The organism is Sphingopyxis sp., assembly GCF_025869345.1.
Lineage (GTDB): Bacteria > Pseudomonadota > Alphaproteobacteria > Sphingomonadales > Sphingomonadaceae > Sphingopyxis.
The window spans coordinates 1-15361 of record NZ_JAOZVW010000027.1 but is presented as its reverse complement, the minus strand read 5'-3'; the positions used below and the strand labels follow the sequence as shown (position 1 = coordinate 15361).

12 protein-coding genes are annotated in these 15361 nt (G+C 65.6%); 5 read left to right on the top strand and 7 right to left on the bottom strand.

The genetic code is table 11. The features are described 5' to 3' along the window. Nucleotides 1–73: 73 nt before the first annotated feature. The 6 genes from OJI97_RS03020 to ahcY all read right to left on the bottom strand — a co-directional run bounded on the left by OJI97_RS03020 (nt 74) and on the right by ahcY (nt 9664). Complete coding sequence (locus OJI97_RS03020; protein WP_297661024.1) at nt 74–799, bottom strand: nucleotidyltransferase family protein; 726 nt, start codon at nt 797–799, stop codon at nt 74–76. Continuing rightward, nucleotides 790–1767 carry a phosphotransferase gene (locus OJI97_RS03015; protein ID WP_297661026.1) on the bottom strand — a complete coding sequence of 326 codons (978 nt, stop codon included), beginning with the start codon at nt 1765–1767 and terminating at the stop codon, nt 790–792. Before OJI97_RS03015 ends, OJI97_RS03020 begins: the two co-directional genes overlap by 10 nt. Beyond that, the gene (gene tsaE / locus OJI97_RS03010) at nt 1764–2213 is read right to left on the bottom strand and encodes a tRNA (adenosine(37)-N6)-threonylcarbamoyltransferase complex ATPase subunit type 1 TsaE (RefSeq protein ID WP_297661022.1); all 450 of its coding nucleotides are present in this window, start codon (nt 2211–2213) and stop codon (nt 1764–1766) included. Before tsaE ends, OJI97_RS03015 begins: the two co-directional genes overlap by 4 nt. 129 nt (nt 2214–2342) lie before the next feature. Beyond that, entirely contained in the window at nt 2343–4694 is a 2352-nt protein-coding gene (locus OJI97_RS03005) for a PAS domain-containing sensor histidine kinase (protein WP_297661020.1), read from the bottom strand. A gap of 218 nt (nt 4695–4912) precedes the next feature. Beyond that, the gene (locus tag OJI97_RS03000) at nt 4913–8107 is read right to left on the bottom strand and encodes a TonB-dependent receptor (protein WP_297661018.1); all 3195 of its coding nucleotides are present in this window, start codon (nt 8105–8107) and stop codon (nt 4913–4915) included. Between the two features lie 150 nt (nt 8108–8257). Continuing rightward, a complete protein-coding gene (ahcY, locus tag OJI97_RS02995) occupies nt 8258–9664 on the bottom strand; it encodes an adenosylhomocysteinase (RefSeq protein WP_297661016.1) in 1407 nt (468 codons plus the stop codon). A gap of 383 nt (nt 9665–10047) precedes the next feature. Between ahcY and OJI97_RS02990 the strand changes: the two genes are divergently transcribed. Continuing rightward, nucleotides 10048–10443: a hypothetical protein gene (locus tag OJI97_RS02990; RefSeq protein WP_297661015.1), complete on the top strand. Its 396-nt coding sequence runs from the start codon at nt 10048–10050 to the stop codon at nt 10441–10443. Nucleotides 10444–10484: 41 nt separating this feature from the next. Here OJI97_RS02990 and OJI97_RS02985 read toward each other — a convergent pair whose 3' ends face one another. Next, complete coding sequence (locus OJI97_RS02985; RefSeq protein ID WP_297661013.1) at nt 10485–11048, bottom strand: YqgE/AlgH family protein; 564 nt, start codon at nt 11046–11048, stop codon at nt 10485–10487. A 215-nt stretch (nt 11049–11263) separates the two neighbouring features. Here OJI97_RS02985 and OJI97_RS02980 point away from each other — a divergent pair, with 215 nt between their 5' ends. The 4 genes from OJI97_RS02980 to OJI97_RS02965 all read left to right on the top strand — a co-directional run bounded on the left by OJI97_RS02980 (nt 11264) and on the right by OJI97_RS02965 (nt 15345). After that, the gene (locus OJI97_RS02980) at nt 11264–11746 is read left to right on the top strand and encodes a peroxiredoxin (RefSeq protein WP_297661011.1); all 483 of its coding nucleotides are present in this window, start codon (nt 11264–11266) and stop codon (nt 11744–11746) included. 167 nt (nt 11747–11913) lie between these two features. After that, on the top strand, nt 11914–13401 hold the full coding sequence (locus OJI97_RS02975) for an AMP nucleosidase (RefSeq protein ID WP_297661009.1): 1488 nt from the start codon (nt 11914–11916) through the stop codon (nt 13399–13401). A 114-nt stretch (nt 13402–13515) separates the two neighbouring features. Continuing rightward, complete coding sequence (locus tag OJI97_RS02970; RefSeq protein ID WP_297661007.1) at nt 13516–14286, top strand: SDR family oxidoreductase; 771 nt, start codon at nt 13516–13518, stop codon at nt 14284–14286. Nucleotides 14287–14469: 183 nt separating this feature from the next. Continuing rightward, nucleotides 14470–15345 (top strand): OmpA family protein, encoded by an 876-nt coding sequence (locus tag OJI97_RS02965; RefSeq protein ID WP_297661005.1) that lies wholly within the window; start codon nt 14470–14472, stop codon nt 15343–15345. Nucleotides 15346–15361 lie beyond the last annotated feature (16 nt).

Genomic DNA, 15361 nt, shown 5'->3' with positions numbered 1-15361 from the left:
AGCGAAGCAATCCAGAGCGGTTTACGCAAGCTCTGGATTGCTTCGCTGCGCTCGCAATGACGATGGAGAAGGTTCAAACCTCGCTCAGCGCCGCTTCGGTCGGGGCGATGCTCGCGGGGGTGCCGACGTCGAACCATTGCCCCATATGCGACAGGCCATAGAGCCGCCCCGCCGCAATAGCCCGTTCCCAGAGCAGCATGGTCGAGAAGGGGCCTTCGGGCGCGCCGTCGAGAAAGCGGCGCGAGACGAGCTGGATGCCGGTGTAGACGAAGGGCGCCACCCGCCCCGGTCTGCGGCGGCTGAGCCTGCCGTCGCCGTCCATATGAAAATCGCCGCGGCCGCCGTGCCCCGTCGCGCTGGCCTGACGGATGACGAGCAGCAGCGCATCCATCTTCTCCCCGTCCCAATGGCGCGCAAGGTTCCGGATGCTGTCCTGCGGTCCGTCGGTCCAGATATTGTCGCTGTTGACGATCAGGATCGGGTCGCCGGTGAGCAAGGGCAGCGCCTTCACCATCCCGCCGCCGGTCTCGAGAAGCTGGCCGCGCTCGTCGGAGACCGCGATCGTGAAATTGCGCTTCTGCGCCGCAAGATGCGCCTCCAGCGCGTCGGCGAGATAATGGACGTTGACGACGACATGGCCGATCCCCGCCGCCTCGATCCGGTCGAGGCTGTGGTCGATCAGCGCCTTGCCGGCGACGCGCACCAGCGGTTTCGGCCGCGTCGCGGTGAGCGGGCGCATCCGCTTGCCGATGCCCGCGCCCATCACCATCGCGCTTTCGATTGTTGCACTCACGCCCATGCCTCCGCCCGCTTCGAAGCGGGGACATTGGCGTCGAACCATTGCCGGACCGCCGCAAGCGCCGGATGCGCGAGGTCGCGTTCGAGCAGTCTCCACATGCGCGGCTGGAAACGGCGATAGCCCTGCTTGCCGTCGCGCTTCCACAGCCGCACGAAAACGCCGAGGATGCGCGTGTTGCGCTGCGCCGCGAGCGCCCAATAGGCAGCACGGAACGCCTCGCCCTGCCCGGTCGCGGCGACATAGCGATCGAGCATCGCCGCCTCGACCGCCGGCGTCACGTCGCGCCGCGCATCCTCGAGCACGGAGGCAAGGTCATAGGCGGGATGGCCGACGAGCGCGTCCTGGAAATCGAGCAGGCCGTAATGCGCGATACCGTCCCGCCCGGGCACCAGCATGATATTCTCGGCATGATAGTCGCGCAGCACCGTGACGCGCGGCAGGCCGTCGGCCTCGACCGGGGCCAGCACTTCTTCCCACGCGGCGCGGAACGCATCGCGGTCGACCTCCAGATCGAGCGCGGGGCAATACCAGTCGGGGAACAGCATCACCTCGTCCAGCCATTGCGCCAGCCCATGCACCGGCAGCCCCGCCATCGGCGACCGCGCGTGGAGGTGGACGAGCAGGTCGGTCACCCCCGCATAATGGTCCGCCTCGGCATCCGGCGCTGCATCGAGCGTCTCGCGCAGGCGCACATCGCCGAAATCCTCGATCAGCAGCAGCCCCTTGTCAAGGTCGCGCGCGAGGATCGCGGGCGCCGTCAACCCCTGTTCGCAGAGATATTCGGCGATGGCGACGAAGGGTCGCGGGTCCTCGTGCGGCGGCGGCGCATCCATCAGCACCGCCTGCCGCCCCGCGCCGACGATGCGGAAATAGCGGCGGAACGAGGCGTCCCCCGCGAGCGGCAAAATCTGGGCGTCGCCCCAGCCATGCGCGGCGAGGAAAGCCGGGGCGTGGGCGGGCGGAATCATCGGAGCGGCCATCGCGCCTCCCAAGCCGCAGGCACTTCGGCTGTCAAGACGCGGGCGTCGCCGCTGCCCGAAATCGTCAGCATCAGCGCCTCCGGCCAGCCCTGCGCGCCGAGCCGTTCGGGCCATTCGATCAGCAGCGCGCCGTCGTAGAGATAATCGTCGAGCCCGAGCTCGATCAGCTCGTCGGCGCGCTCGATGCGATAGAGATCGACATGCGCGATGGGTAGATCGACCTCGGGCGGCGCATAGGGCTGGACGATCGCGAAGGTCGGACTCGGCGCCTCGCCCGCCAGCCCGCGCGCCTTGAGCATCGCGCGCGCCAACGTCGTCTTCCCCGCGCCGAGATCGCCCGACAGCAGCACCACGTCGCCGGGCGCCAGCACGGCGCCGATGGCGGCGCCGATACGGTCGGCTTCGTCGAGGGTGTAGGGATGGCTGAAAGTCATCGGCTCAAAACAAGCGCCGTTCCCCCGCGAAGGCGGGGGCCCATCTCCGGTCGGTGCAAGATGAAACAGGCCGGAGATGGGTCCCCGCCTTCGCGGGGACACACGGACAAGAAGCATGGGCGCCGATCATCACCCACCCCGCGGCAGGCTGACGCGCACCAGCGTCCCCTGCCCCTTCTCGCTCATCACCTCCATCGTCCCGCCGTGCGCGGCGACGAGCTGGCGGGCGAGGGCAAGGCCGATGCCGCCGCTTTGCGTCCCCGCCTGCGTGCCCCTGGTAACCGCGGCAACGGTGTCGGGCATACCCGGACCGTTATCGGAAACGACGATCTCCACCCGCGCGCCGTCGCCCTCGGCATGGAGCAGCACGCGGCCGCCGCTGCGCTTCGCGGGCGCTGTGAAGCGGATCGCATTGTCGAGCAGCCCGGCGACGAGCCGCGACAGCCGCGGCGCATCGCCCTCGATCGTCCCGAGACCTTCGGCAAGCTGGCCCGCAAGCTCGATCTTCTCGCCCTTGGCGAACGGCTTCGCATCGGCAAGCGCGGTTTCAAGCAGCGCGCGGACGTCGACCGCCGCGCGCTCGACCGCCAGCGTCCCCGCCTCGCCCTGCGCGAGGTCGAGGACATTGTCGATCTGCCGCCCAAGCACGCCGACCGAATCCATGATCGCATCGACATAGGCCTTGGCGGGCGCGGGCAGTTCGCCGGCATAGCCCGCCTGCAGCATCTCGCCGAAGCCGCCGATCGAGGTCAGCGGCGTGCGCAGTTCATAGCTCATTCGCGACAGAAAGGCGGTCTTGACCTTGTCGGCGGCCTCGAGCGCTTCGTTGCGCTCGCGCAGCGCGCCTTCCATCTTCCGGCTCGCGGTGATGTCGAGCATGATCAGCAGCGCATTGCCGTCGGGCAGCGGGATCGAGGCGAAATCGAAATGGCGCCCGTCGGCGAAGCGGATCTCGCCCGCGCGCTGCGTGCGTTCGAGCGTCGCCGCGCGGATCACCTCCTGCACGATGCTGATCTGGTTCGGCTTGGCGAGCCGGTCGGCCAGCCCGCCCATCAGCGCATCGACGCGCGGATGCGCCGCGAGCTTGTGCTCCTCGATATTCCAGAGCCGGCGGAAGCGCTGGTTCCAGAGGTGAAGCCGGCCGTCGGGCGCGAACACCGCGATCGCCTCGAACAGATTGTCGAAGGTCGCGGTGCGGACGCGGAGCAGCGTGTCGCGCGCACCCGCGAGTTGCACCTGCTCGGTCTTGTCCTCGGCGATCAGCAGCAGCCCGCCGTCGGGGGTCGGCTGCGCGACGACGTGGAGGTGGGTGCCGTCGCGGAGCAGCCAATCCTCCTCGCTCGCCTCGGCGCGCGCGAACCAGTCGACATGCGCCTGCCGCCATTCGGGATAATCGCGCACCTCGGGCGTGCGTCCGCCCTCGCGCCATGCATCGAGCAGCCGCGCGAAGGGCGGCGCCTCGGCGACCTCGCTCGCGTCGAGCGCGAAGAAGCGGCGGAACGGCAGGTTGGCGAAGACGAGGCTCTGGTCGGGGCCGAATTGCGCGACCGCGGCCGACAGCCGGTCGAGCAATTCGCGCTGGGTGTCGACGAAGCGCCGGTGCGCGCCGCGCTCGCTTTCGAGCTCCTGGATGTCGATCGCATAGCCGGCGATGCCGATCGTCCGTCCGCCCTCGGGCGCCAGCGGCACGTCGACGACGCGCATGATCCGCCGCTCGCCCTCGATCGTGACGGGCACGGTGCGCTGCTGCGCCGATCCGGCGTCGCGCGCCGCCTCGGCGGCGTCGGTCGCGCTCACCCCCGCAATCGGCTCGCACAGTTCGGTGCCGGCGTCGATCACCGCCGCCGCGCTCTTCGCCTCGACCGCGCGGACATAGGCGCCGTTGACGAGCGCGAGGCGCATGTCGGGCTCGCGGAACCACATCGGGAAGGGCGCGGCCTCGATCAGCCCCGAGAGCGCGGCAAAGGCCGCCATCGCCTCGCCGCGCTCGCGCCGCGCCTCGGCCAGCGCCTGCTGCCCGTCGGTCGCGTCGCTGATCCACAGCAGCACGCTGCCCGGCCCGCCGACCGCTTGCGGCGCCGCGGCGCCATGGAAAACGATCGTCCGGTTGCCGCCGACCGGCCTCAGACTGAGCGTGAAGGGCTTGGCGCCGCGCTGCGCGCCAAGGATCGCCTGGCGAAGCTGCTCATGCTCGGGCTGGCCCAGCCCCGCGTCTAGCCCGCGCAGTTCGTCGAAACTGCGCGGCCCGCGATCGAGCCCGAGCCACAGCCCGAGCCGCTCGCTCGCCTCGATCCGCCAGTCGGCGCGGACGACGACGGGAAGCTGCGGCGACGCCTCGATCAGGCTCGCGAGCCGGTCGGTCTGCCCCGCGACGAACGCCGACCGCCGCTGCATCGCAATCCCGCGCCCGACCGCCCACAGCCCGGCGAGCAGCCAGAGCGCGGCAAACAGGCCGAGCGCGAAAAGGGCTCCGTTGCCCATTCCCACGGCTATCGGGCCGATCGGGCTGAAGATTGAGGAAGATTACCGCGGCGCATCCTGCTGCACCTATCGACTGTCTTGCAGCGTTTCAATCGTCTGACATCGGCTCCGAAAGCGCCACGCGACGAAACGCACGACAGGGACGGCGGCGCACTCGACTACCTCCAAATGAAAAGGCCCGCCAACGAGGGCGGGCCTTTCCTGTATCTGTGCTTCGATCAGAACCTGACCGCTGCACCGACGCGATAAAAGCGCCCCATCGCACCCCGGAAATAGACATCCGAGGTTCCCGACGACGGAAACGGCGGCTTGGTGCCGAACACATTGTCCACATTGAAGCGCAGCTGGAAAGCCGAATCGGGGAAAGTGTAGGTTGCCCCGAGATTGGTAAAGACCACCGCGTCGTAATGGTTGATCTGATAGTCTTCGGCATAATAATTATCGATCTTGGCAGGGCCGATATAGCTCGCCTGGGCGAACACTTCCAAGCCCTGATTCGCATAGGTCGCCGTCGCAACGAACTTGTCCTTCGAGTAGCCGGCAGTTCCTTCGGTTCGGGTCTTCGTTCCAGCCGAGACACTCGAAATCTCGAACAAATGCTGATAGCTGACCGAAAGACCAATGCCGCTTTCCGCGCCCAGGAACGGCGTGGGGAAGCGATAGCTGCCTTGCGAAACGATGCCGCGATAGCGAAGTTCATCCGCGTTCACATAGCCCGACACGACATAGGACAGATTGCCCGTATTGTCGCGCGTTACCCGATCGCAATATTCATTGTCCGGATAAGTCGCCGAGTCATAGCAGGCCGAGAGAACATCTTCCGCACCGAAGCTCGAGATGACGCCCTTAACCTTGATATCCACATAGTCGGCGGAAATCACCAAGCGCGGCACGAAGGTCGGCTGGAAAATTGCACCGACAGTCCAGGAATTGGCTGTCTCGTTTTTCAGACCGGCATCGCCCGCCGTGCCTTGCAGGAACGACCGTTCGTCGGACAGCGAGTCATAATTCGCGAGATCCGTGGCCGTAAGTCCAAGCGCCTGGAACGCAGCCAGACAGTTCGCCCCGCGCGCCGTCGGATTCGGTCCTTGGTCGATGGCGGTTTGATCGCAAGGATCATCCGCGAAGCCAAAGGATTGTTGCGAGGGATTGGCAAATTCCGTGATCGATGGAGAACGGATGGAATGCGTGAAGTTACCACGGATGGTCAGATCACGTACCGGCGACCAGCGACCGCCTGCTGTCCATGTGAAAGCGCCGCCCGTGTATGAATTATGCACATAACGTCCAGCGAGCTGGAAGTTCAGGGCATAGATCATCGGGATATTGTTATCGGGCCCGATCAAATCGCCCTGCAGTTCTCCGAAAATCTCGTCGGTATTATAGCCTGCATCGATCGCCGCGATCGGAACGAGCTGGCCATAGCTGGTCCGGTCGTTGGTCGGATCCCCGTCACCATTGCTATCGACTGTCGGATCCGCGTCCGGCGCACCGAGAAAGGCATCGCTGGGATCGAATTTCGTATGCTCGTCACGATGCTCGTAGCCGACCGCGAAGGAAAGATCGCCGCCCGGCAGGCTGACCAACGGTCCCGACAGGGACGCAACGAAATCATACTGCGTATTGACCGATTTTGGGGTCGCCAGCATGGTCACATAATCGAGAGCCGCTTTGCTCGCCTGACCGTTGCCGAACAGGTTGAGCGGCGCGCAAACATTGCTGACCGTCGGGCCGGTCGAACTGACCACCCCCGGCCGGCAGGTGGCATCTGCCGCGCTGGTGCCAATCGCATCAACCGCATTGGCCAGATTCTGGACGTTCAGCGTCGATTGAACGCTGCTGGTCTTCGAACGGCCATAGTTACCGAACACTTCCCATTTCCAGGATTTACCATCCAGCACGTTGATTTCGCCGTCCAGACCGGCCACGAAACGGTATGTATCGACCTTACCCTTCACCCGGCCATTGATCAGGTCAGTATTAGCCCGGTCGAGGAAGAAATAATCCTGGGTGCCGCCATAGATATTCTGGTCGCTGAGCGGGTTATTGTTGATCGATTCCTGAATGGTCGCGCGCGCAGCGTCCGACAGGAACGGATTATTGATGCTGATCATGTACGCCCCGGCATTGGCGAGATCGCCGGGATATCCAAACAAGCCAGAGTTATATTCCGGCTGATCACGCAGGTTCGTGCCGTCGCTATGCGTGTACCAAGCCTCGCCGAAGAGGCGGACACTGTCCGAAAAATTAAACTCGGCCTTCGCGATGCCGCTGTAGCGCTGTGTATTGGTCAACAGGTTGGACAAATCCGTCAGGCTATAGCCGTTGCCGCCCGATGCATTGGTAAGGCTGGTCGTAATGCCGTAATCGATCGGAATCAGATTGCCGTCGCGGTCGAACCGCATTGCCTGGGTGGCTGGACCGCCACCGGTGACGCCCATGTTGAATGGCGTTCCGGCAGGCGCGCCACCATAAATTTCCGCGTAAGGACCATACAGCGCCTGATAGCTTGGCGGGAGAATGGCGTTCAATCCCAGCAGATCGGCCCCAAAGGTGCCGACCAGCGGGATGCCATTTTCGGATATCCCCGGAAGACGCCGATCCGTGTAATATTCTCTTTGATAAGGATATCCGGGCGTCGTTGCCGGATCGGTATAACGGCCGAGAGCGGACAGCGGACGGTCGGTATAGAGCAGCCCCCGCGACTTGTTATATTCGGCGGCAAAGGTGATGTTGCCGCGCCCATCGGCAAAATTCGTACCCGCAATCGCGCGGAAACGATAGTCGGGCGCATCCCCATGATCGGAAATGCCATATTGGCCATCGATCTCGAAGCCTTCGAAATCGCGCTTCATGATGACGTTGATCGTGCCAGCGATGGCATCGGAACCGTAGATCGGGGCACCACCGACGGCGACGGTTTCGACCCGGTCGATCAACTTCGTCGGAATAAGGTTAAGGTCAACCTGCGACCCGCCCGAACCGGTGGGGCCGAAAATCGTCGAGGTATTGGAACCGACGAAGCGACGCCCATCGACCAGCGTCAGGGTGCGCTGCGATCCAAGACCGAAGAAATTGACGAAGCTTTGACCGGGACCAAAGCTCGATTGCGTACCGACTTGCGACGAGTCAGCGATCCCGAACGCCGGCTGTTCGCTCAGGGCCTGTCCAAGCGTGCTAAAGCCGCGCGATTCAATGGACGCACTATCCAGAACGATGACGGGCTCGACGGTCTCCGTGCCACGACGCGCAATACGCGAACCGGTGACGAGGATCACATCGTCGGAATCCTTCGAGTCGGCGCTCTCCTGCGGCGCGACGCTGTCCTGCTCCTGCGCAAGCGCGGTGCCCGACGCGGACAACGCAATAACGGAAACGCACGCGCCAAGCGCGGCCTTCGCAAACAACTTCATCTTGTAACTCCCCGGTTTTCAGGGGGAGGCAAAGCTCCCCATAAGGCCCGACCTTAAGGGGAGCTTTTTAGAATTCCACAAAAATCTCACCAAGATGTCACATGTGGCTGCGATGTGTTGCCCCAAAGCCACGTCCTCAAGAGCGATGCCTCAATAGCGATAATGATCGGGCTTGAACGGCCCCTCGACCGGCACGCCGATATAATCGGCCTGCTTCTGGGTCAGCTTGCTGAGCTTCACCCCCAGTTTCTCAAGGTGCAGCGCCGCGACCTTTTCGTCGAGATGCTTGGGCAGGACATAGACGTCGTTGCCGTAATTCTCGCCCTTGGTGAACAGTTCGATCTGCGCCAGCACCTGGTTGGTGAAGCTCGACGACATCACGAACGACGGGTGGCCGGTGGCGCAGCCGAGGTTGACGAGGCGGCCCTTCGCCAGCACGATGATCTGCTTGCCATCGGGAAATTCGACGAGATCGGTGCCGGGCTTGACCTCGGTCCATTTATAGTTGGCGAGCGCCGCGATCTGAATCTCGCTGTCGAAGTGGCCGATGTTGCAGACGATCGCCATCGGCTTCATCGCCGCCATATGCTCGGCGGTGATGACGTCGGCGTTGCCGGTCGCGGTGACGAAGATGTCGGCGCGCTGGACGGCTTCGTCCATCGTCACGACCTCATAGCCTTCCATCGCCGCCTGCAGCGCGCAGATCGGGTCGATCTCGGTCACGAGCACGCGCGCGCCGCCATTGCGAAGCGACGCCGCCGAGCCCTTGCCGACGTCGCCGAAACCGGCGACCGCGGCGACCTTGCCCGCGAGCATCACGTCGGTGGCGCGGCGGATCGCGTCGACCAGGCTTTCCTTGCAGCCATAGAGATTGTCGAACTTCGACTTGGTGACGCTGTCGTTGACGTTGATCGCCGGGAAGGGCAACTCGCCCTTCTTCGCGATGTCGTAGAGGCGGTGGACGCCGGTCGTCGTTTCCTCCGACACGCCCTTCAGCGCCTTGACCGTCTTGGTGAGATAGCCGGGGTTCGCGGCGACGAACGCCTTGAGCGCGCGCTGGAACTCGACCTCCTCCTCATTCTCGGGCGCGGGCAGGGTCGCGCCAGCCTCGATCTTCGCACCCCACAGCGCGAACATGGTGGCGTCGCCGCCGTCGTCGAGGATGATGTTCGAAACCTCGTCGCCCCAGTCGAAGATGCGGCCGACATAGTCCCAGTAATCGGCGAGGCTCTCGCCCTTCACCGCGAAGACCGGCGTCCCGCCCGCGGCGATCGCGGCGGCGGCATGGTCCTGGGTCGAGAAGATGTTGCACGTCGCCCAGCGGACGTCGGCGCCGAGCGCCTTCAACGTCTCGATCAGCACCGCGGTCTGGATCGTCATGTGCAGCGAGCCGGTGATGCGCGCGCCCTTCAGCGGCTGCGCCGCGCCATATTCGGCGCGCAGCGCCATCAGGCCGGGCATTTCGGTTTCGGCGATCGCGATTTCCTTGCGGCCGAAGTCGGCCAGGCCGATGTCGGCGATCACATAGTCACGGGTGTCGGCGGCGAGAGTAGCCACGAATCATTCTCCAGATCAGGCGAGGTCGACCGCAGGCGAGCGGCCACGAAATTTGCCCGGCGCCCTATCCGAAAGCGCCGCTCCGATCAAATATAAACTTTTCTTTATATCATCAAGAGCCGGGCCGTCCGCGGTCGCGCTTTCGGCACGACTCGGCGGCAGCGCGAAAATAAATTTTTCGCGGGCGCAATTGTGACAGCCGCCCGCGCGCCTTTGTGACACGAAGTCGCCGCGCCCAAGATTCTGATAATCGAGCCTTATAATGCGGATTGGCGATAAGCTTAATTCCGCTTTGTGACACCCTTGTTACAACGCCCCGGAAATATTGACTTTTCATCCCGCCAGATGGAAAATCATCCAAAGTTTTCGGGGAGATAGAGACAATGAAAAAATTTCTGCCGCTGTTCGTCGCGCTTGCTTTCGCAGGCCCCGCCGCGGCCCAGTCGATCGTCGTGAGCGGCGGCGACGCCGGGGATATGTCGCCGCTGTCGGTCGCCTATGAGGAATTGCAGGCCGGCCGGAACGCGGCGGCGGTCGACAAGCTGACGCACAGCGCGATCGACGCGCGCGATCCGTCGCGGCTGATCAACCTCGGCACCGCCTATGCGCGGCTGGGACAAGCGGCCGACGCCGCCACCGCCTATGAAGCCGCGATCGCCAGTCCGATCCGCTACGATGTCGAACTGGCGAGCGGAACCTATATGGATTCGCGCTGGGCCGCGCGCACCGCGCTCGCCAACCTCAACGAAGGCAAGCCGCTGCTCGCGCTGGCGCGGTAGCAACCTTTAAGCCCCTCCTCTTCAGAGGAGGGGGGAGGCTTTCAGGCTTCGCCGCCTTCGGTCGTCAGCAAGCGGGCGTCCACTCCCGCTTCGGCGAACGCCGCCTGCCAGCGACTGGTGGGCGGCGTTTCGAACAGCAGCGCGTCGCTGCCGGGGGTGACGTGCCAGCCGTGGCGGACCATTTCCTCCTCGAGCTGGCCCGGCGACCAGCCGGCATAGCCGAGCGCGACCAGCCAGCGCGCGGGCCCGCGCCCCTCGCCGATCGCGCGCAAGATGTCGTGCGAGCTCGACACCATCCAGCGATCGGCGACCTGCACCGCGCCCTCGCCGCCCCAATCGCGGCTGTGCAGCACGAAGCCGCGCGACGGCTCGACCGGCCCGCCGAGGAAAACCGGCTGGTCGAGCGGTCCGTCGTGCCCGATCTCGAGCTGGTCGAGCACCGCGCCGACGGTCATGCCGTCGATCGGGTCGGCGACTCCGATCCCCATCGCGCCCTCCTCGTCATGGCTGATCATCGCGATCACCGCGTGCGCGAAACGGGGGTCGCCGATGCCCGGCAGCGCGAGCAGCAACTGGCCGGTGAAGAAAGGCGGCGCGGTGTCCATGGGCGATACAATGCCCCGTGCGGCAAAAAGGGTCCAGCGCCATATTTCCCTTCGTCATCCCGGACTTGATCCGGGATCCATTCATCCGGCGCTGAGAGAATGGATCCCGGATCAAGTCCGGGATGACGAGGAAATGGGATGGCCGAGCCTTGACTCGCGCCCGCCCCGCTCCGATGTCACCCCCGACACGATCCCCTCAATGAAAGGATGCCAAGATGACGATCCAGACCGGCGACAAGCTGCCCGAAGCGACCTTCGTGAAGGTCACCGACAACGGTCCCGAACAGGTCAACGCCGCCGACTATTTCAAGGGCCGCAAGGTCGCGCTCTTCTCGGTCCCCGGCGCCTTCACCCCGACCTGCTCGGCCAAGCATCTGCCGGGCTTCGTCGACAAGGCCGGCGAGCTCAAGGCCAGGGGCGTCGACGAAATCGTCTGCACCGCGGTCAACGACGCCTTCGTGATGGGCGCCTGGGCGAAGAGCGCGAACGCGAACGACAGCGTCACCATGCTCGCCGACGGCAACGGCGCCTTCGCCGACGCGGTCGGGCTGACGATGGACGGCACCGCCTTCGGCATGGGCAAGCGCGGCCAGCGTTTCTCGATGATCGTCAACGACGGCGTCGTCGAACAGCTCAACGTCGAGGCCCCCGGCGAATTCCGCGTGTCGAGCGCGGACCATATGCTGGAACAGCTCTGAGGATGGATTCCCCTCCCTGAAAGGGAGGGGCTAGGGGTGGGTGCGAGCGAAGCGAGCGAAGGAAGAGCGCCGCCTTCGGCGGCCACCCACCCCCGCCCCTCCCTTCCAGGGAGGGGGGAATTGCGCCCCCCTTCCCTTTTGTCACAATTTCATGCAACAGCGTCGCGATGACATCACACTCATCGCACGATCAGACCAGCACCGACCCCACCGCTCTCGTCGAGGGCATCATCGCCGAACTTCAGGACAAGTTCCGCGCGTCGGTTTCCAATCTCAAAGCGGCCATCGCGGCCTATGTCCACGACCGCACCCTGCCCCCGGCCGACGCCGCGGCGACCGGCCTCTTCGACTATCCCGCGATCCGCCTGACCACGACGGGCGAACAGCGCGAGGGGCAGAAGGGGCATAATCTTTCCTTCGGCCGCTTCGAACATGCGGGCGTATTCGTCACCACCGTCACCCGCCCCGACCTGTTCGCCGATTATCTGCGCGATCAGCTCCTGCTGCTCGCGCGCCATTACGACATCACGCTCGAGGTGACGCGCACCGGGCAGCAGATCCCTTTCCCCTATGTGCTCGACGCGAGCGACGGGTCCGACATGGGCGGGGTCACGCCGCTCGAACTCGCGCGCCATTTCCCGACCACCGAACTCGCCGACATCGGCGACGAACTCGCCGACGGGCTGTTCGGCGCCGATCCCGCCAAGCCGCAGGCGCTGGCGCTGTTCGATGCGCTGCGCACCGATTTCAGCCTCGCGCGGCTGCGCCATTACACCGGCACCGCGCCCGAGCATTTCCAGCGCTATATATTGTTCACCAACTATCACCGCTATGTCGACGAATTCGTCGCCTGGGCGGCCTCGCAGGTCGGGCAGGGCCGCTACACCGCGCTCGCCGGCGCCGCGGGCCTCTACGTCGACCGGCCGGGCGTCAACGCCAGCGCGCTCGTCGCCGACAGCGCGTGGCGGCGGCACCAGATGCCCGCCTATCATTTGATCGCGCCCGACGGCGCGGGCATCACGCTCGTCAACATCGGCGTCGGCCCCGCCAACGCCAAGACGATCTGCGACCATCTCGCGGTCCTGCGGCCCGAGGCGTGGCTGATGATCGGCCATTGCGGCGGCCTCAGACCCAGCCAGCGGATCGGCGACTATGTCCTCGCCCACGCTTACCTGCGCGACGATCATATCCTCGACGCGGTGCTGCCCCCCGAAATCCCGATTCCCGCGATCGCCGAGGTTCAGCTCGCGCTCGCCAGCGCCGCCGAGGCGGTGTCGGGCGCGAGCGGCGCCGACCTCAAGAAACGGATGCGCACTGGCACCGTCGTCACCACCGACGACCGCAATTGGGAGCTGCGCTATACCGACAGCGCGCTGCGCTTCTCGCAGTCGCGCGCGATCGGCATCGACATGGAGTCGGCGACCATCGCCGCGCAGGGCTATCGCTTCCGCGTCCCCTACGGCACCCTGCTCTGCGTCAGCGACAAGCCGCTTCACGGCGAACTCAAGCTGCCGGGGCAGGCGAACCGCTTCTACGAGGAGGCGATCGCCGCCCACCTCCAGATCGGCATCCGCGCCTGCGAAACGATGCGCGACGAGGGCGCCAAGCTCCACAGCCGTAAGCTGCGCGCGTTCAACGAGCCGCCGTTCCGCTAGGTCGTCGCCCCCGCGCAGGCGGGGGCCGCCGGAGGTTTGCGCAGCAGAGAAGGATAAGGCCGATAGCGGCCCCCGCCTGCGCGGGGGCGACGAGCTTGTAGGAGAGAATAGCCCATGCCGACCCCCACCCTTTCGCGCTCCATCGCCGGCCGCGTCGCCATCGTCACCGGGGCGGCGAGCGGCATGGGCCGCGCGACCGCGCTGCTCCTCGCCAGCGAAGGCGCGAAGGTCGCGGTCACCGACCTCGACCTTGCCGCCTCAGAAGCCGTCGCGGCCGAAGCCGGCGATAACGCCAAGGCCTTCGCGCTCGACGTCGCCGACGGCGAGGCGATCAAGCGCACCGTCGCCGCCATCGCCGATCATTTCGGCGGCATCGACATCCTCATCAACAATGCCGGGGTATCGAGCTTCTGCCCGCTCGACGCCGACGACGACTATGAGGCGATCTGGCACCGCGCGATCGCCGTGATGCTGACCGCGCACCAGCGCATGGTGCGCGCCGCGCTGCCGTGGCTCCGCCGCAGCGACGCCGCGCGCATCGTCAACATCGCCTCGACCGAAGGGCTCGGCGCGACGCCGGGCGACACGCCCTATGTCGCGGCCAAGACCGGCGTCACCGGGCTGACGCGGGGCCTTGCGGTCGACCTCGGCAAGGAGGGGATCACCGTCAACTGCATCTGCCCCGGCCCGATCCGCACCGGCATGACCGACAAGGTGCCCGAAGAGGACAAGGCCGTCTTCGCCCGGCGCCGCACCGCGCTCCGCCGCTATGGCGAGCCCGAGGAGGTCGCGCATGTGACGCTCGGCCTCGTCCTTCCCGCCGCCAGCTACATCACCGGCGCGGTGATTCCCGTCGATGGCGGGCTAACTGCCCGTAATGCCTGAACTTCCCGGATCGATTCGCCGGTAAGCCGCGGACAGGCGCGCTTTTCCGCGCCTCTGCCCGATCCGACGAGTCGTGCAAGGCGCTCGACGATCCGCGCAACTCTGGGCCGTGCCATGAGTATTCCTGTGCCAGAAGGGGCCACGTCATGCGCCCTGCCGATCCAACAGGAAGAGGAGTAACATATGGGTGCGGTTTCCAGGGGTCCGAAAATCATCTTGCTGACCATGCTTGCAGGCGCCGCGACGGTCGGCTTCGCCGCGCAGGCGCAGGACGCGCCCGAGCGCGACGCCGTGATCGTCAACGGCGAGCCGATCCCCGACCCCGCCACGATGGCCAAGGGACCCGAGATCGAAGGCATCATCTCGGCGCGCAGCGACGGCATGATGCAGATCACGACCGCCGACGGCACCGACACCGCGATCGCCATCGGCGACAACACCAAGATCAAGGGCAGCGGTGGCTTCCTGGGCCTCAGCCGCAGCAAGCTCGCCGCGGACTCGCTGCTCAACGGTCTGCCGGTCTCGGTCGAGACCCTGCAGTGGAGCGGCGGCCTGCTCGCGAGCCAGGTCGAACTCAAAAGCAAGGATCTGCGCACCGCGTCGATGATCCGCACCGGCACCAACCAGCGTTTTGCCGAACAGACGGCGGCGACCGAGGCGCTGCGCGGCCGCGTCGGCGATATCGACCAATATAATATCAAGGGCACGACGAACGTGAACTTCGACACCGGCAAGGCGGTGCTGTCGTCGCAGGCGAAGGCCGATCTCTGCGCCGCGGCGACGCAGGCCGAAGGGATGGACAACGCTCTGCTGCTCGTCATCGGCTACACCGATTCGCGGGGCAGTCAGGAAGTGAACCAGGCGCTCAGCGAAAAGCGCGCCGCCGGCGTCGTCAATTACCTTCAGCAGGCGTGCGGCTGGAAACCCTATCGCATGCTAACCCCGACCGGGATGGCCGAAGCCGATCCGGCGGCGGACAACAGCACCCCCGAAGGCATGGCGCAGAACCGCCGCGTCGCGGTGAACATCATGGTCAGCAAGGCCGTCGACGGGATTTAAGGTGCGCTGGGGTGGG

Bases quoted from the DNA above. Each gene is read 5' to 3' on its own strand.
- OJI97_RS03020 (WP_297661024.1), bottom strand. From the start codon at position 799: ATGGGCGTGAGTGCAACAATCGAAAGCGCGATGGTGATGGGCGCGGGC.
- OJI97_RS03015 (WP_297661026.1), bottom strand. From the start codon at position 1,767: ATGATTCCGCCCGCCCACGCCCCGGCTTTCCTCGCCGCGCATGGCTGG.
- tsaE (WP_297661022.1), bottom strand. From the start codon at position 2,213: ATGACTTTCAGCCATCCCTACACCCTCGACGAAGCCGACCGTATCGGC.
- OJI97_RS03005 (WP_297661020.1), bottom strand. From the start codon at position 4,694: ATGGGCAACGGAGCCCTTTTCGCGCTCGGCCTGTTTGCCGCGCTCTGG.
- OJI97_RS03000 (WP_297661018.1), bottom strand. From the start codon at position 8,107: ATGAAGTTGTTTGCGAAGGCCGCGCTTGGCGCGTGCGTTTCCGTTATT.
- OJI97_RS02990 (WP_297661015.1), top strand. From the start codon at position 10,048: ATGAAAAAATTTCTGCCGCTGTTCGTCGCGCTTGCTTTCGCAGGCCCC.
- OJI97_RS02985 (WP_297661013.1), bottom strand. From the start codon at position 11,048: ATGGACACCGCGCCGCCTTTCTTCACCGGCCAGTTGCTGCTCGCGCTG.
- OJI97_RS02980 (WP_297661011.1), top strand. From the start codon at position 11,264: ATGACGATCCAGACCGGCGACAAGCTGCCCGAAGCGACCTTCGTGAAG.
- OJI97_RS02975 (WP_297661009.1), top strand. From the start codon at position 11,914: ATGACATCACACTCATCGCACGATCAGACCAGCACCGACCCCACCGCT.
- OJI97_RS02970 (WP_297661007.1), top strand. From the start codon at position 13,516: ATGCCGACCCCCACCCTTTCGCGCTCCATCGCCGGCCGCGTCGCCATC.
- OJI97_RS02965 (WP_297661005.1), top strand. From the start codon at position 14,470: ATGGGTGCGGTTTCCAGGGGTCCGAAAATCATCTTGCTGACCATGCTT.